General features: G+C 32.1%; 12 protein-coding genes. 10 read left to right on the top strand and 2 right to left on the bottom strand.

The features are described 5' to 3' along the window. The first annotated feature begins 1,247 nt into the window (after positions 1–1,247). The 8 genes from J3D55_RS16335 (at position 1,248) to J3D55_RS16300 (ending at position 8,838) form a co-directional block, all read left to right on the top strand. Positions 1,248–2,564 (top strand): ATP-binding protein, encoded by a 1,317-nt coding sequence (locus J3D55_RS16335; protein WP_259132557.1) that lies wholly within the window; start codon positions 1,248–1,250, stop codon positions 2,562–2,564. Positions 2,565–2,776: 212 nt separating this feature from the next. Next, entirely contained in the window at positions 2,777–3,346 is a 570-nt protein-coding gene (locus tag J3D55_RS16330) for a hypothetical protein (RefSeq protein ID WP_259132556.1), read from the top strand. After that, complete coding sequence (locus tag J3D55_RS16325; RefSeq protein ID WP_259132555.1) at positions 3,343–3,783, top strand: lysozyme; 441 nt, start codon at positions 3,343–3,345, stop codon at positions 3,781–3,783. The genes J3D55_RS16330 and J3D55_RS16325 overlap by 4 nt, the downstream gene beginning before the upstream one ends. A gap of 350 nt (positions 3,784–4,133) precedes the next feature. After that, the gene (locus J3D55_RS16320; RefSeq protein ID WP_259132554.1) at positions 4,134–4,745 is read left to right on the top strand and encodes a leucine-rich repeat domain-containing protein; all 612 of its coding nucleotides are present in this window, start codon (positions 4,134–4,136) and stop codon (positions 4,743–4,745) included. Positions 4,746–4,999: 254 nt separating this feature from the next. After that, on the top strand, positions 5,000–5,620 hold the full coding sequence (locus J3D55_RS16315; RefSeq protein WP_259132553.1) for a hypothetical protein: 621 nt from the start codon (positions 5,000–5,002) through the stop codon (positions 5,618–5,620). Positions 5,621–5,622: 2 nt separating this feature from the next. Then, on the top strand, positions 5,623–6,012 hold the full coding sequence (locus J3D55_RS16310; RefSeq protein WP_259132552.1) for a hypothetical protein: 390 nt from the start codon (positions 5,623–5,625) through the stop codon (positions 6,010–6,012). 91 nt (positions 6,013–6,103) lie between these two features. Beyond that, a complete protein-coding gene (locus tag J3D55_RS16305) occupies positions 6,104–7,042 on the top strand; it encodes a hypothetical protein (protein WP_259132551.1) in 939 nt (312 codons plus the stop codon). A gap of 2 nt (positions 7,043–7,044) precedes the next feature. Beyond that, the gene (locus J3D55_RS16300; RefSeq protein WP_259132550.1) at positions 7,045–8,838 is read left to right on the top strand and encodes a pyocin knob domain-containing protein; all 1,794 of its coding nucleotides are present in this window, start codon (positions 7,045–7,047) and stop codon (positions 8,836–8,838) included. A 511-nt stretch (positions 8,839–9,349) separates the two neighbouring features. On the opposite strand, the gene J3D55_RS16295 is transcribed toward J3D55_RS16300, so the two are convergent. Then, a complete protein-coding gene (locus J3D55_RS16295; protein ID WP_259132549.1) occupies positions 9,350–9,895 on the bottom strand; it encodes a DUF3575 domain-containing protein in 546 nt (181 codons plus the stop codon). An 89-nt stretch (positions 9,896–9,984) separates the two neighbouring features. Beyond that, the gene (locus J3D55_RS16290; RefSeq protein ID WP_259132548.1) at positions 9,985–10,554 is read right to left on the bottom strand and encodes a helix-turn-helix domain-containing protein; all 570 of its coding nucleotides are present in this window, start codon (positions 10,552–10,554) and stop codon (positions 9,985–9,987) included. 983 nt (positions 10,555–11,537) lie between these two features. On the opposite strand from J3D55_RS16290, the gene J3D55_RS16285 reads away from it, so the two are divergent. Continuing rightward, positions 11,538–12,584 (top strand): glycosyltransferase family 9 protein, encoded by a 1,047-nt coding sequence (locus J3D55_RS16285; protein WP_259132547.1) that lies wholly within the window; start codon positions 11,538–11,540, stop codon positions 12,582–12,584. Between the two features lie 18 nt (positions 12,585–12,602). Next, entirely contained in the window at positions 12,603–13,364 is a 762-nt protein-coding gene (locus J3D55_RS16280; protein WP_259132546.1) for a lipopolysaccharide kinase InaA family protein, read from the top strand. The last annotated feature ends 623 nt before the right edge of the window (positions 13,365–13,987 follow it).

Below are 13,987 nucleotides of genomic sequence, written 5' to 3'. Positions count from 1 at the left end.
TCTTATGTGAACAGCTTTTCGGTTGAGGTTTATTTTTAGTGACAAATGGATAGATGTAAAAAGTAAATACATCCAAAAAAATAATTGCTGCATTAGAAAAAGCAGAAAACAAATTTATCTAAGAGCCTGTTTAAATTTTATCATCTAAATTTTCTTAATCTAAAATAAACGAAGTTTATTCTTTATTTAAACATTAAGAATTTAAGGATTCTGCTTATTACTAAGAATTGAGAAATCAATAAATTGATTTTTTTTAAGCTTCTTAAGCATAAATCCTTAAAATCTTAACTTCTTAGAGTCTGTTTAAATTTGATTCAAACATTTTAAAATTTACTGCTGATTTTTTTAACGCAAAGATTTATTCAATAGTACCTAGTATAAAGTGAGCAAAGATGAATCAACAAGTTGATTTGATGAAGCGTTGTTTTCACGCTTCGCGAAGCAAATTTTATTTGCCTTTGCCTTCTAAAATAATGCGTAATGTAAATAGAATCTTTGCGTTAAAAAGAATAATAGATTCTGTTTAAAAAGATCTTAAGTCTTTCAATGTAAAAACTTTCACTTTCAAAAAAATATATTTTAAAACAGGTTACAAAATTTATAATATAAAATTTAAACAGGCTCTTAATGTTAAAAAATCTTTGTAAGAAAATTTTAAACACGCTCTAGAAGAGATAAAGAAGAGTAAATTTTAAAAATTCAAAAATAAAAACTAAGAAACCAATGGAAAATGAGATGTGGCAAAAGTTATTTATAGTGATTTGTGAGCAACTTTTCGGTTGAGGTTTATTAAAATAGAGTAGAAACATCGTAAAGATGTAGAGGCAATATTTTAATTCAATCGAGTAAGATGCGCTTAAAAGGGAAGCCTTTTGCTCTTGAAATATTGGAATTTTTTGATGTGAAAGCATTAGAATCTCATCCAAGAAGCAGAATGATGGGTTATCAGATCTATTATTTTTCTTTCGAGAGTTGATAATGATTCCGTGAAAGCGGAAGATTGATTCTTTACAAAGTAGGAATTCCGGTAAGAGAAAGACTTTCTAAAAATAGCTGCTACGGCGGTTAGGTAAGACTTTCGACTATAAGTTACATTTACTTTTAGTGGCAATTAGCCGATGTTTAAAAGTTTTAAAAATCAGAAAAGAAATAATTACTGCACGAAAAAAAGCAGGAAACAAACAATAGCAGAAGAGATTAAGAAGAGTAAATTTTGAATTTCAAAAACAAAAAGACTAAAAAAACCAATGGAAGCAAAACAAATACAAAAATTATTTACTCATTTAGAAGAGGTTATTACATGGCGTATTAACAATTCTTCAGAACATTTTAATGTAGGAGCCCCGGAATTTAAAACTAATGACCATGAAGGTTTTCAATTAGGAGACTATATTTCAGGGAAAGAGCTTGCCCATCAGGAAGTTGTAATTCTTTTAATGGCTTTATCACCACGATTGGATCCATCGTTGCTGAAACGCATTTATTTAGAGTTTCCCAATAATGTGTTGTTTGATTTGTGTTCAACCAATGATAACGGCAGGCTCTTTTATCCTACAATTCAGGCTCTTCAGTATATTTTAGGCGGCGATAGTATTTCAGAACGACTGAAAGCACTGGATTATTTCGATCCCAATTCTGTTTTAATTAAAGAAGAACTCATTGTTTTTTCAAGTTCAGCTCACGAGAATACGCCGATGAATAGCCAAATAACTGTTCATCAGGAAGCTTTTAATACGATAATTTTCGGATCAGAATTATTGCCGAAAATGAGCAATGATTTTCCGGCAGAATTATTACATACCGCTCGATCTTGGAGTGATTTAATCCTTCCTGAAATCACGTTAAACGAACTTCAAAGTATTGAAGACTGGTACAACAGCAGCAAGGTTCTTATGGAAGATTGGGGTATGCAGAAAAAACTTAAACCGGGTTTCAGGGTGTTGTTTTACGGAGAACCGGGAACCGGAAAAACTCTTGCAGCCAGTCTTTTAGGGAAATATACCAAACGTCCTGTTTTCAGGGTTGATGTTTCCATGTTGGTCTCAAAGTATATCGGAGAAACGGAAAAGCAATTGGCGAAATTATTTGATAAAGCAGAAAACAAAAACTGGATTTTATTTTTTGATGAAGCAGATGCTATTTTCGGGAAACGAACCAATGTAAAAGATGCTCATGATAAATACGCCAATCAGGAAGTTTCTTATTTGCTACAGCGAATAGAAACGTTTTCAGGACTTATTATTTTGGCTTCCAATTTTAAAAATAATATGGACAAAGCCTTTACGCGACGTTTTCATAGCTGCATAAAATTCAATAATCCAAAACATGAGGAGCGTTTGCGTATTTGGCAACAAAATTTGCCCCAACAATTACAGCTTGGAGATATTAATTTGGAACAGATTGCGAAACGATATGAACTCACAGGTTCTAATATTATGAACGTAATACAAGATATAAGTTTAAAAACAATTGCATCAAAAGAACCTGATTACAAAGTAAGTGCAGAGATGTTATTGGAAAGTATCAAAAAAGAATATGTAAAGGAAGATAAAGTATTTACATAAAAATTTGAAATTCAATGTATAAAAGGCTGGAAGATGGAGGGAGGAAGTTTGAAGTTTCTTGTTACTATTATAACTTATTAAGGTTGCTATAAACCTAATGAAATTACCTTTTAAAAAAAGATCAAAAAAGTCGGGAACATTTTTTCTAACCTAATAACTTCCTTCTTAAAACTCCCGGCTTCCTAACCAAATAATTTTCAAAAATAAAGCTGATGAAAGCAAAAATTCTGCTACTGATCATATTCAGTGGTCTCATATTGTGTTGCCGAACTAAGACTAAAATTACAACCGCTCACAAAGAAAACAAAAAAGAAACGGAGAAAGTAAAAGTGGATTCTTTGAGTGTACACAGCTTAGAATCAATTCAAAATACATCAACCGATACATTATTGAAGGAAAAGAAAAATGAAATTTCCGGAGATGTATTGATTACAGGGAAATCTGATCTATCCAATCCTTTTGTTTTTCATAATGTTGTGGGAAACGATACCATTCAAAGCATTTCCATTATGGGAAACGCCGAATACTCGATCAGTAATCATTATGCAAAGACTGACCATAAAAAGTCGGAGGTTACGAAAGAAGAATCGACAAAGATTATTCAGGATTCAGCTCAGAAAACTGTTTTAAAAGAAGAAATCAAAGAATCAACTTCGAAAGTTTCTAACGAGACAAAAAAAATAAAAGTAACCGGACTGGAAGTCGCAGCTTGGATTTTCCTTACCGTTATTGGAATCACTTTAATACTCATCTTTTTCACTTATAAATATTTTAAAGCATGAAAACATCGCAAAAAGGAATAAACTTAATCTTATCATTTGAAGGTTTCAGTTCCAAACCTTATCTGGATTCTGCAGGAATTCCGACAATAGGCTACGGAAACACCTATTATCCCGGTGGAAAAAAAGTAACCTTGAAGGACGCTTCAATCAGTAAAGAAAAAGGTGCCGAATTATTTTCATCTGTTTTACCAACATATGAAAAAATAGTAAACAGTAAAATTAAAGTGACGCTTACGCAAAATCAATTTGACGCTCTTGTATCGCACACGTACAATACGGGAGGATCTGACACGCTATTTTCTTTAATCAATAAAAAGGCAGATCCCGAAACCATTAAAGATTGGTTTACGTCGAGATATACAACCGCTGGAGGTAAAATTTTGAATGGTTTGATAAAAAGAAGAAAAGCAGAAGCCGATTTGTTTTTTGTAAAATAGAATTAAAAATAAACCTGTCTGAATTTTGCGAAAATAAATTTTAAGAAAACGATTATTTTTTCTGAAATACTTTAAAAATATTAAGTTCTGTCACTCTCCAACATTACTTTTGGAGTATCAATAAAACACAAAAAAATTCTCAATATTTTATAAAACTCCTTTGGATTCATCATTCACAAAATGTTGGACAGCCAGAACTGTGTTTAAAAATCATACCCAAACAAAACAAAATGAAAAATGAAATTTAATGCGAAAGATGAAAAGTTTTGTGAAGCTGCCTGAAAAAACAGGCAGAATATCGGAGCAGATGAAAAGCTTTAAACAATTAATAATTAACCAAAACAAGATTTATGAAAACAAAAGAAGAACTGAAACTCTATTTTGAAAAAGGAGATAAACCGACACAGGAGCAATTCTGGCAATGGATGGATTCTTATTGGCATAAAGAGGAAGTTGTAGAAAGGGTGATTCCTTTAGTTACTGACGGGATTCTTATAGGACATGGTTTATCTATTTCTACACCAAAAGATGTAAAAAAAATTAAGCAAGGAGCATTTCAATTTACTGGGGTGACTTATCAAATCAATGAAGCCAGTTTTAATGAAGGTCTTGAAGAAATTGGAGGATATGTATTTCAGGGACAAAATGTAAAAAAAATTAAAACTCCTTCAACTTTAAAAACTATCGAGACTGGTGCTTTTGTAGATCAGGGAGATATAATATTTGCTTCAACAAGTTCTTTAGAAGAGATTATTTTAAACGAAGGATTAATAACTATAGGTGATTACGCTTTTAAATGTCTGAGAGCTAAATTATTACATAACTTGTACATCCCCAACTCTGTACAAACTGTTGGGCAAGAAGCATTTAATATTCCATCACTTCAAACAGTTTCTGCCTCTTCAGGATTAGATTTAAGTAATGCAGGAATTCCTTCCACAGCAGTAATTACATATAGATAAAATACAAAAAATATTATACTAAGAAAGTATTATAAAAAACCTAAGTGATATTGTTGATAGGAAATAAAATTACAAAACATAGGATTTTCTTGGCAATGACCACATACGTAATTCTCTAATAGATAGGATGATAAAAGAGGGGAGATCAAAAATCGTTCAAAATATAGAATTCCATTTAGGGCAATCAGGTTATAAATAATATAAAACCTTTCCCTCAATTATCCATTTTATCAAAACTAATTTTCAATCATCAAATGAGTATACCATTACATATAATTTTCAGTTGGTTTGAAGCTGGAGATTTTCCCACAGAAACGCAGTTTAAAGAAACATTTTCATCTTTCTATCACAAAGATGATTCAATCCCTATAGAAAATATTGAAGGGTTTGAAGAAATTTTTCAATCATTTTCCTTGGAGATAGAAAATATAAAAAAAATACTATTATCCAATGATCTGTCTTTAGATGAACTTCAGGAAATCGCAGACTATATCAAAGAAAACAAGAGGCAGATAGAATTGCTTAAAGAGGATATTATCCGAAACAGTTCAGATGATAAAATCAACCTTATCGGAAGTTATTCAAACTGGGGCGCGATCACTTATCAAAATCAGTTTAATGATTTGGTGTATGATAAGATTAAAAATATCGAAGACGCAACCAGCTCCGAAAAAAATAAATATGAAGAGAGAGTGAGGGGTGACTCTAGGATAAAACATGATCTTGATACATTAAGCTTTGTAATTGATGCTTACGACACAGTTACCATGTTTACAATACCCCTTAAGGTAAGAAGAATAGACACTAATACTATTGAAGTGCTCTTTGATTCAATACCACCAAATATAATTCAGATAACAATTAAAAAAATATAATTATGGACATTAAATACGCTTATTATCGAAGCTCTGTTGGATACAAAATTGAAGGGAAAACAGACAATGATATTTTAACGGCCGGCGGTGGCACGAGATCAATCAATTCTTTTTGGCATGATGGAAATTTAAATCCGTTAGATTATGTGCCAAAAACACGAACTTTAACAATTAACGGTACGACTTATGATTTGTCGGCAAACAGATCATTTACAACGCCGGACACAATTACCCGTCTGAAAGGTGGTGCATCCGGTTCCTTAGTTTCCGGAGATGTTACCCTTGCAGCAGGTTCTAATGTGACGATTAATCAAACCGGGAATACAATTACCTTAGCCTCTACAGATACAACTTACAGTGCGGGTAACGGTTTGACATTGACGGGAAACTAGCTTTTCTCTACCCGTCACTACTTCAGGTACAGGAAATGTGGTTACGGGAATTACACAGACAGCTAACGGAATAACTGTGAATCTGGGCTCTATGCCTACCTCAACGGATTTGGCTAATTATATTCCGTTATCGCAAAAAGGTGCAGCAAATGGAGTTGCTATGCTTGATGCAGCCGGACAGGTTTCTGCATCTCAATTGCCATCTTATGTGGATGATGTTTTGGAGGGATATTATAAAGCTGCTGATGGAAAGTTTTACAAAGAAGCGGCATATACCAACCTCATCGCTGGAGAAACTGGTAAAATTTATGTATCTCTTGATACTAACAAAACTTACCGATGGACGGGGACAACGTTCGTTTACATCACCTCTGGAGCTGTAGATTCTGTAAATGGATTAACGGGTGTTGTTGTCTTAAATAAATCTCATGTTGGCTTAAGCAATGTCGATAATACGGCAGATGTATCGAAAAATGTTCTTTCTGCTACAAAATGGACTACAGCGAGAACGATTACGCTTTCCGGAGTTACGGCAACAGCACAAACCATTGACGGTTCTGGAAATGTAGCAGTTCCTATTACGGCTGTTCCTGCGACATTACTAACAGGGACTGCAGCAATCAATACAACAGGATCAGCTGCAAAATTAACAACATCGAGAACAATTTCTGCTACAGGTGACGCTGCGTGGACAACAACCTTTGACGGTTCGGCAAATGCTACCTCAGCGTTGACATTAGCTGCAACAGGAGTAACTGCCGGAACTTATGATGAAGTTACAGTTGATGCTAAAGGTAGGGTGATTGCAGGAAGTAATATTGTAAAATCATACACTACTGCTATTTCCGGAACTGCAAGTATAGCACACAACTTAGGGACTAGAAATATTGATGTTGCAATGTATGATACGGTAACATTTTACAAAATCGAGGGCAGGATAAAATTAACCGATCCTAATAAAATAGATATTGAATTTGATTCTGCTTTACCTAATACTGTATCCATAACAGTAACCCGTAAAGATATTTAGAAATGGACGTAAAATACGCATATTATAATACCTCAAAAGGCTATAAAGTGACGGGCGGTACAGCCGCCCACTTTTTAAAAGCTGACGGTTCTTTAGATAGTAAAGAATATATTGATAGATATTCAGGGCAAACCCTAGATTCTACTAAAACTATGGGTCCTCAGAATACTATTTATTCCGGATGGGATAGATCATCTGTTACTAATCCACAGATGGGTCCGTTCTCTTTACTTAATCTTGCATTACAAGGAGCTTATCCTTTATATGGAGATGAAGAATTTAGGGAGGGAACTAATGGAATAGGAGTTTATAATAACTATGGTAACGGTACTGTAACGATGACCAGAGAAGCTGCCTCTAATCTTCCGAATAGATCAGGAATACAATTAAGATTCAATTACAATGGTAATGGAGCTACTCCTGGTTTAGGTGGATTTATATTAGGTTTCAATGCCAGATCTAATGCTGTATTTATTCAAAAGTTTATGGCTAAACTTCCTGTAGGATATTCATTTAATAATGCTGAAAACTACATGGGAGATAATGCTTCTATCACTTGGTTAACATCAAAAGCAGGAACTGGAAAATGGGAAACTTATGTGAGAGCAGTTATGTGCGGAACTGGAACTAGTTTTGGAAATGGAGGTCATGTATATGTTGAGGGTTCAAATACTGCACTGGAATTCTATTTAGCTTTTGCTGAAATTTATGAAGTAAATAGTTCCGTGTTTTCTAGAATAAAAGAAGTTTTCGTAACACAATCTACTTTCAATACCCAATTGGGTAACTATGCTACCATGGCTTGGGTAGGTCAGAATTATGTAGATGCTCCGGATGGATATTCTGTCATTATTTCCGGGCAAGATCTTAATGAGAGTAAAAATACAGGATTTTATAGAGGTTCCGGCTTAGGGCATGCGCCTAATAACGGGTGGTTTTTTGTTATTGTTGAGGCACATGATTCTACTTGGGTTAAACAAACGGTCACTACTTACGGATCGGGTAATACTGCAAATATGACTTACCAGAGAGTCATGTCCGGAGGCGCTTGGTCTGCATGGCAAAAGGTATGGACTACTCAGGATTTCAGCCAGGCTAATATTAACGCTTGGAATAATTTGACCAATGGTATTATAGTAAACCAAGAGTTTACTTACAATACAGGCGTAGGATTAATGCTTGTAGATGATTATTACGGAGGAGATTCTGGTATGATTGATAATCATTATGAAAGATTTGTTTCAGGTAAACAAAATGATTATTATAAGTATGGTTCCATTTACGGCACCTTTGATGGGTTAAACTTCAATTTTAATACAAAACTCTTCGGAATGGGGAGGGAAGCTAATAAGAATGATAAGTTAACAGTAGAGGGATCTGTAAAAGCCAGTCAAAATTTTAAATCAGAGGATGAAAAACCAAATACAATATTTATTCCTAATGGTAACTTAGCGACTTTAAATGATGAGATTGTTAATGATGAATCTGAGTATGCAATTAGATTAGATCCGCACGAATATGAGATCGATCCTTCTGGCTATCTTAATGTAGACGATAGAAATAGACTTATCCATATTATTGGGGAACAGGTTAAAATGGTTGTTGATTTTAAAAAAGTTTACTATAAACAACAGATTGTTATTTATAATTTTGACCAGTCTGGCAATATGATGGCAGTTAAAATACAAGGCAAAATCATATATAATATTGAGCCCGGTTGTTTCCTTAGATTGTATGTGACAAAATCATTAAGAATAATTGCAGAAAAGCAACAACCGTGTGATTTTATTTGGTAAAGAAACCTCAAAGATTTTCCTCGGAGAAAAGGAATTAAAAAATGTACTCCAACAAATTAAAACTTCTCACGGTAATTTAATTTAGCATAAAACCCACAGTTGGAGGACAAAAATCTTCTGATTGTGGGTTTTGTGTTATAAAGCTGTTTAAACAATTGAAAATTAACCGCTATTTAAAAAAAACAGAAATTACAAAAAAATAAAAATCTTTGATTTTTTTTAAACTAATGTGTTCTTATTGGTAGTTCAATGATCATCTTAAAATATCTTATGTGTTATTCTTTTGTGACTTTTTGGGTCAAAATAAAAGCTTAAACAAGTCTTATATTACTTTGATAGCTGGAAAAATATTATTACTCAAATAATCAACATTTATTTATGTTTTGCCTCAAATTATAATCTTGAGAACCCAAATAGCATAAATTTCTATCTATTTCTAAACATTTACAAATACAAATCCCAACTCTCGTCAGGATTTTATTCATTATTCAGTTTTTAGATAGAGTTGATATTAAAATCGGTAACCCATACTCAATCCATATTTGGCAACAATATCATGATCTGTTTTGTCTGCATTGAACAAAAGTCTTCCGTAGGCTGCGTGGGCTTCAAAAACAAATCCTTTTTTGGTGACCAGTTTATAACCAAGACCAGCTCCCAGTGCAGCATCATAAACATCTTTATTTTCAGTAAATGTCAGTTGGTCTGCTGAATATATTTTTTTTCCATCAATAGAAGTAAACATTCCGAACCCTTCTACAAAGAAACCGGAAGCATATTTTTTTCCAAAATAATATCTGTAATAGGGGGAGATGTAGTAATTCAGATCCTCATTTTCTGTATTATCATAAACAAAAAATGCAGAGATTCCCAGTGATGAATTTTTGTTGAGATACCGTTCAAAATTTACTTCCACAGCACCGGCTAATGGCGCGATTAAATTTAGCCTAATTTCATTGTTTTTCTGATAAGGATTTGCATCATTTCCATTTTCATTTTGAGCCTTGACAGAATAAAAAGCAAACAAAATGATGAGTAGTAAAAAGTTTTTTTTCATAAAAAATTAATTTGAATTATTTAAGTGCAAAACTCAAATAAATCAAATTAGAACGGGTTCCAAAAGCTTAAAAATGGATAAAATGGGACTTATTTTCTGCTGTTTTTGTATTCATTGGGGGTTTGACCGGTAACTTTTTTAAAGGCATTGTAAAAAGTAGTTTTTGAAGTAAACCCGGATTCTAATCCCATCGTCAGCAAAGTATAGTTTTCATATTCCGGATCTGATATCATTTTCTTCACAGCTTCCACCCGATATTGATTGATGTAATGGGCAAAGTTATCTCCGGTTATCGTGTTTACAATTTGCGAAACATATCCAGCGCTTATGCCTAGTTTTTCAGCAACTTTTTCCCTGTTTAATGTGCTGTCGGTATAAATGTGCTCATCTTTACAAAGAAGTTCCAGTTTTTGAAAATAAAGATTATCTGCCGTGATAGATTCCTTATATTCTTGTGGCGTACTATTTTCTACAATTTGCAGATCGGGAGACAAAACAGTTGAATCATTATTTAGAAAATGGTAGACAGCATCTTTGTTTTTTGCAAGCTTGTATTTGTAAATACCTATATAAGCTGTCCAGTGCATAATAAATGTTGCACATAAAGCCAACACACTCATGGTAGAAGAAATGTCTACTCCAAAAAAGAAGCCAGTCATATATGTAATTAGCCAGGTAGATAATAATAAATAGAGTGTAGTTAATAAGATGATTATCCATTTTTTTTCTTGTAGATCTTTTAAGTGCCTTATCATAAAATAAGAGTAAAAAGGTGGAAACAAGATGATGATAAAGGCAAATAAAAGCTGAATCAGTCTAAGTATATTGATTATGAAAATGCCTGAATCTGCGATTTTATAAATTCCTAAAATATCATTCAGATGGTATGTAATCGTAAAAGTAGAGGAATAGGCAAACGGAATATAATACAAATAAGTTCTTTGTCTGTTCTTTACAGTGTCATCAATTCGGTTTATTATAAACAGGAAGATGAAGACGGGTAGTAAAAATATCCACTCAATATAGTCCAGAAAACGTAGAAAAGGATAGGACGTAAATGCACCTTCAATTTCAAAAACATAATTCAGTAAAACAAAGGAAAGTGCAAATAGTAAATAGGCTAAATATTTATTTGATTTGCTATTGAATAAGGAAGACTTTAAAATGACTACGCCTAAGACTACTCCCTGAAAAATAGCAATATTTAAAAGTGTTGTATAGATCAATTTCTTAATATAAAATTTGCTTTAAATATAGCTCTTTAATACGGATTGATAAAACGAATTTAGCCAATCTTTGGCAGGGCAGAAACTAAGAAAATATCAAAAACCATCATTCTCTTAATATGAAAATATTTAAATTATTGATAATATTTCTCTATCAAATTTCTGATTGAAAAAAAATTAGATCAATGGTAAATTTAAGCCCCTATTTTGAAATATTTTATCTTTTTTCGAGTTACTAAAAATAATTGCTAGCAGATGAGATTGTTGTAATGGATATTTAGTAATAATCCACAAAAATCGATATTCAAAATTTTTTATATTGAAAAAAACTATTATGATGAAATTATTAAAAAATCTACTGTTTAAAGTATTTTCTCTAAATTCGTAACGCATAACTGTTACAAAATATTTTGCCCATGAAAATCAAGAAAAATATAAATAGTGTTAGAAGATCTATCATGCGAAGCTTGACTAAAAATATTGGAAAATCAAGTATAGATCTAAATCCTGAAAAAGATATCATCATAAAAAGAATATTAATTTCCAGACCCAATCACAGATTAGGCAATTTATTGTTACTTAGCCCTTTGGTTCAGGAAGTTATTGATACTTTTCCGGAAAGCAAAATCGATTTATTTGTAAAAGGCGGTATTACCCCTTCAATTTATAAAAATTATACAAATATTGATAAGATTACCCAACTTCCAAAAAAACCGTTTAGCAATTTATTTCAATATATAAAAGGATGGACTTCGATAAGAACAAAAAGATACGATCTGGTTATTAATGCCAGTTTTGGGTCGTCTTCAGGTAGATTATCTACTCTTTTTGCGAATTCAAAATACAGATTATTTGGAGACTTTGACGAAAATTGTTCATCACAATATTCAGATTATGGGCATTCTGCTAAAAACAGTGTTTACAATTTAAGAGATTATTTATCAAAATTAGGTAAGTCTGAAAACACAGACAAAGTACCATCTCTTGACCTTAAGTTAGATAAAAATGAAATCCAAAAAGGAAAGGAAAAATTACTTGAACTCGTAAAAAATGACAAGAAGACCATTTGTCTTTTTACAAACGCTACAGGAGAAAAGTGCTATTCTGAAAGCTGGTGGACAGAATTCTATGATAAATTAGAAAAAGCTTTTCCGGAGTATAATATTATCGAGCTTTTACCCGTTGAAAATATATCGAAATTAAATTTTAAAATCCCCTCTTTTTACAGTAAAGATATTCGCGAGATGGGCGCTTTTATTGCAAATTGTGTGCTTTTTATCGCAGCAGATAACGGAGTAATGCATTTGGCAAGTGCTTCCGGAACGCCTACTGTCGGTTTGTTTTCAGTAACCGACGAGAATGCTTATAAACCTTATGGCAATAAGAGTTTTTCTATTAATACGGGAAATGTGGATAATGAAGGTATTATAGATTTACTACGCAAAACTTTAAGCCATTCTTAATTTTTTAAATAAACGATCATGAAACTGATTCTTGCTGAAAACTTATCCCAATACGAAGAGGAAATAACAGCCATTCTAAAAAAATTTAAAAATGATGGAACACTAATTGGAAATGGCAGTAGAAATGTGATTAAAATTTTTGAAATTGGTGGTCTGATTTTAAATTTTAAATCTTTTAAGCAACATAACATTATCAATAGACATGTCTATAAATTTTATCGAAAATCTAAAGCCAGAAGATCTTTTGAATATGCACACATGTTAATTGACAAAAAATTTCATACCCCAAAACCTGTCGCTTATATTGAAAATCACGATTTTATAGGCTTAACGTCTAGTTATTATGTGAGCGAACAACTTGAAAATTCAATTCCTTTAACGGATGTTCTCTACGATAATTCTTTTCCGGACAGAGAAAGAATTATTAAGGAATATGTGTCTCTCATCTTTCGTTTACATAATAATGGGATTCAGTTTCTGGATAATTCTTCGGGTAATTTTTTAATAAAAAAAGAAAATGATAATTATGATGTTTATATGGTGGATTTAAACAGAATGAATTTTTATGATAACATCGATATCGACAAGCGTCTAAAGAGTTTTGCGAGATTCACAAATGACAGAGAAATAATAAAAATAATTGCTGAAGAATACGCTCTACTATCCGGAATTTCTTCAGAGTTTTGTCTTAAAAAAATTATTCAGGCAACAAATAGATTATTAATTAAACGTAAAATAAAGAAAGTACTTAAGTTATATAAACATATTATAAAAATTTAATTCTTTTGTTATTAAACGATGTTTACAGTATTCTAAATATACAATAAGTGCAATTACAGTAAAATGAAGTAAGAGCCTGAATAGCCTAAGAGCCTGTTTAAATTTGATTTAAAAATTAAAAAAAACACTATTAATTTTTTTAACGCAAAGCTTTAATTCAATATTATTTAATTGAAGTGAGCAAAGATGAATCAACAAGTTGATTTGATGAAGTCTTGTTTTCACGCTTCGCGAAGCAAATTTATTTGCCTTTGCCTTCTAAAATAATGCGGAATGTAAATATAATCTTTGCGTTAAAAAGAAGATTCCTTTTGAAAGAGACCTTAAGTCTTTTGATACAAAAACTTTCAATTTCAAGAAAATATAAAAAATCATATTTCAAACAGGGGAAAAGTTTATGATATGAAATTTAAACAGGCTCTAAATTTAAATCACAAAACGATTGTCTTTTTTTACACAGAGATTTACGAAAAATATAATAGAATATTCGGAGTTGTTACGTGCTTTTTCTTTTAAAGTTGAAAGAAAAACGATTTACCTATATTTGCCCCGCAAAGCAAATTCAAATGTTCAAAAAAGTATTCATTATATTTATCCTTGGCTTTTTTTCGGTTTTTTGTTCG

Origin of the sequence: Chryseobacterium ginsenosidimutans, assembly GCF_024807225.1 — a bacterium.
Taxonomy (GTDB): domain Bacteria; phylum Bacteroidota; class Bacteroidia; order Flavobacteriales; family Weeksellaceae; genus Chryseobacterium; species Chryseobacterium ginsenosidimutans.
The sequence above is the reverse complement of the archived record's forward strand: the minus strand, read 5'-3'. Positions and strand labels throughout refer to the sequence as shown.

Bases quoted from the DNA above. Each gene is read 5' to 3' on its own strand.
- J3D55_RS16335 (WP_259132557.1), top strand. From the start codon at position 1,248: ATGGAAGCAAAACAAATACAAAAATTATTTACTCATTTAGAAGAGGTT.
- J3D55_RS16330 (WP_259132556.1), top strand. From the start codon at position 2,777: ATGAAAGCAAAAATTCTGCTACTGATCATATTCAGTGGTCTCATATTG.
- J3D55_RS16325 (WP_259132555.1), top strand. From the start codon at position 3,343: ATGAAAACATCGCAAAAAGGAATAAACTTAATCTTATCATTTGAAGGT.
- J3D55_RS16320 (WP_259132554.1), top strand. From the start codon at position 4,134: ATGAAAACAAAAGAAGAACTGAAACTCTATTTTGAAAAAGGAGATAAA.
- J3D55_RS16315 (WP_259132553.1), top strand. From the start codon at position 5,000: ATGAGTATACCATTACATATAATTTTCAGTTGGTTTGAAGCTGGAGAT.
- J3D55_RS16310 (WP_259132552.1), top strand. From the start codon at position 5,623: ATGGACATTAAATACGCTTATTATCGAAGCTCTGTTGGATACAAAATT.
- J3D55_RS16305 (WP_259132551.1), top strand. From the start codon at position 6,104: ATGCCTACCTCAACGGATTTGGCTAATTATATTCCGTTATCGCAAAAA.
- J3D55_RS16300 (WP_259132550.1), top strand. From the start codon at position 7,045: ATGGACGTAAAATACGCATATTATAATACCTCAAAAGGCTATAAAGTG.
- J3D55_RS16295 (WP_259132549.1), bottom strand. From the start codon at position 9,895: ATGAAAAAAAACTTTTTACTACTCATCATTTTGTTTGCTTTTTATTCT.
- J3D55_RS16290 (WP_259132548.1), bottom strand. From the start codon at position 10,554: ATGACTGGCTTCTTTTTTGGAGTAGACATTTCTTCTACCATGAGTGTG.
- J3D55_RS16285 (WP_259132547.1), top strand. From the start codon at position 11,538: ATGAAAATCAAGAAAAATATAAATAGTGTTAGAAGATCTATCATGCGA.
- J3D55_RS16280 (WP_259132546.1), top strand. From the start codon at position 12,603: ATGAAACTGATTCTTGCTGAAAACTTATCCCAATACGAAGAGGAAATA.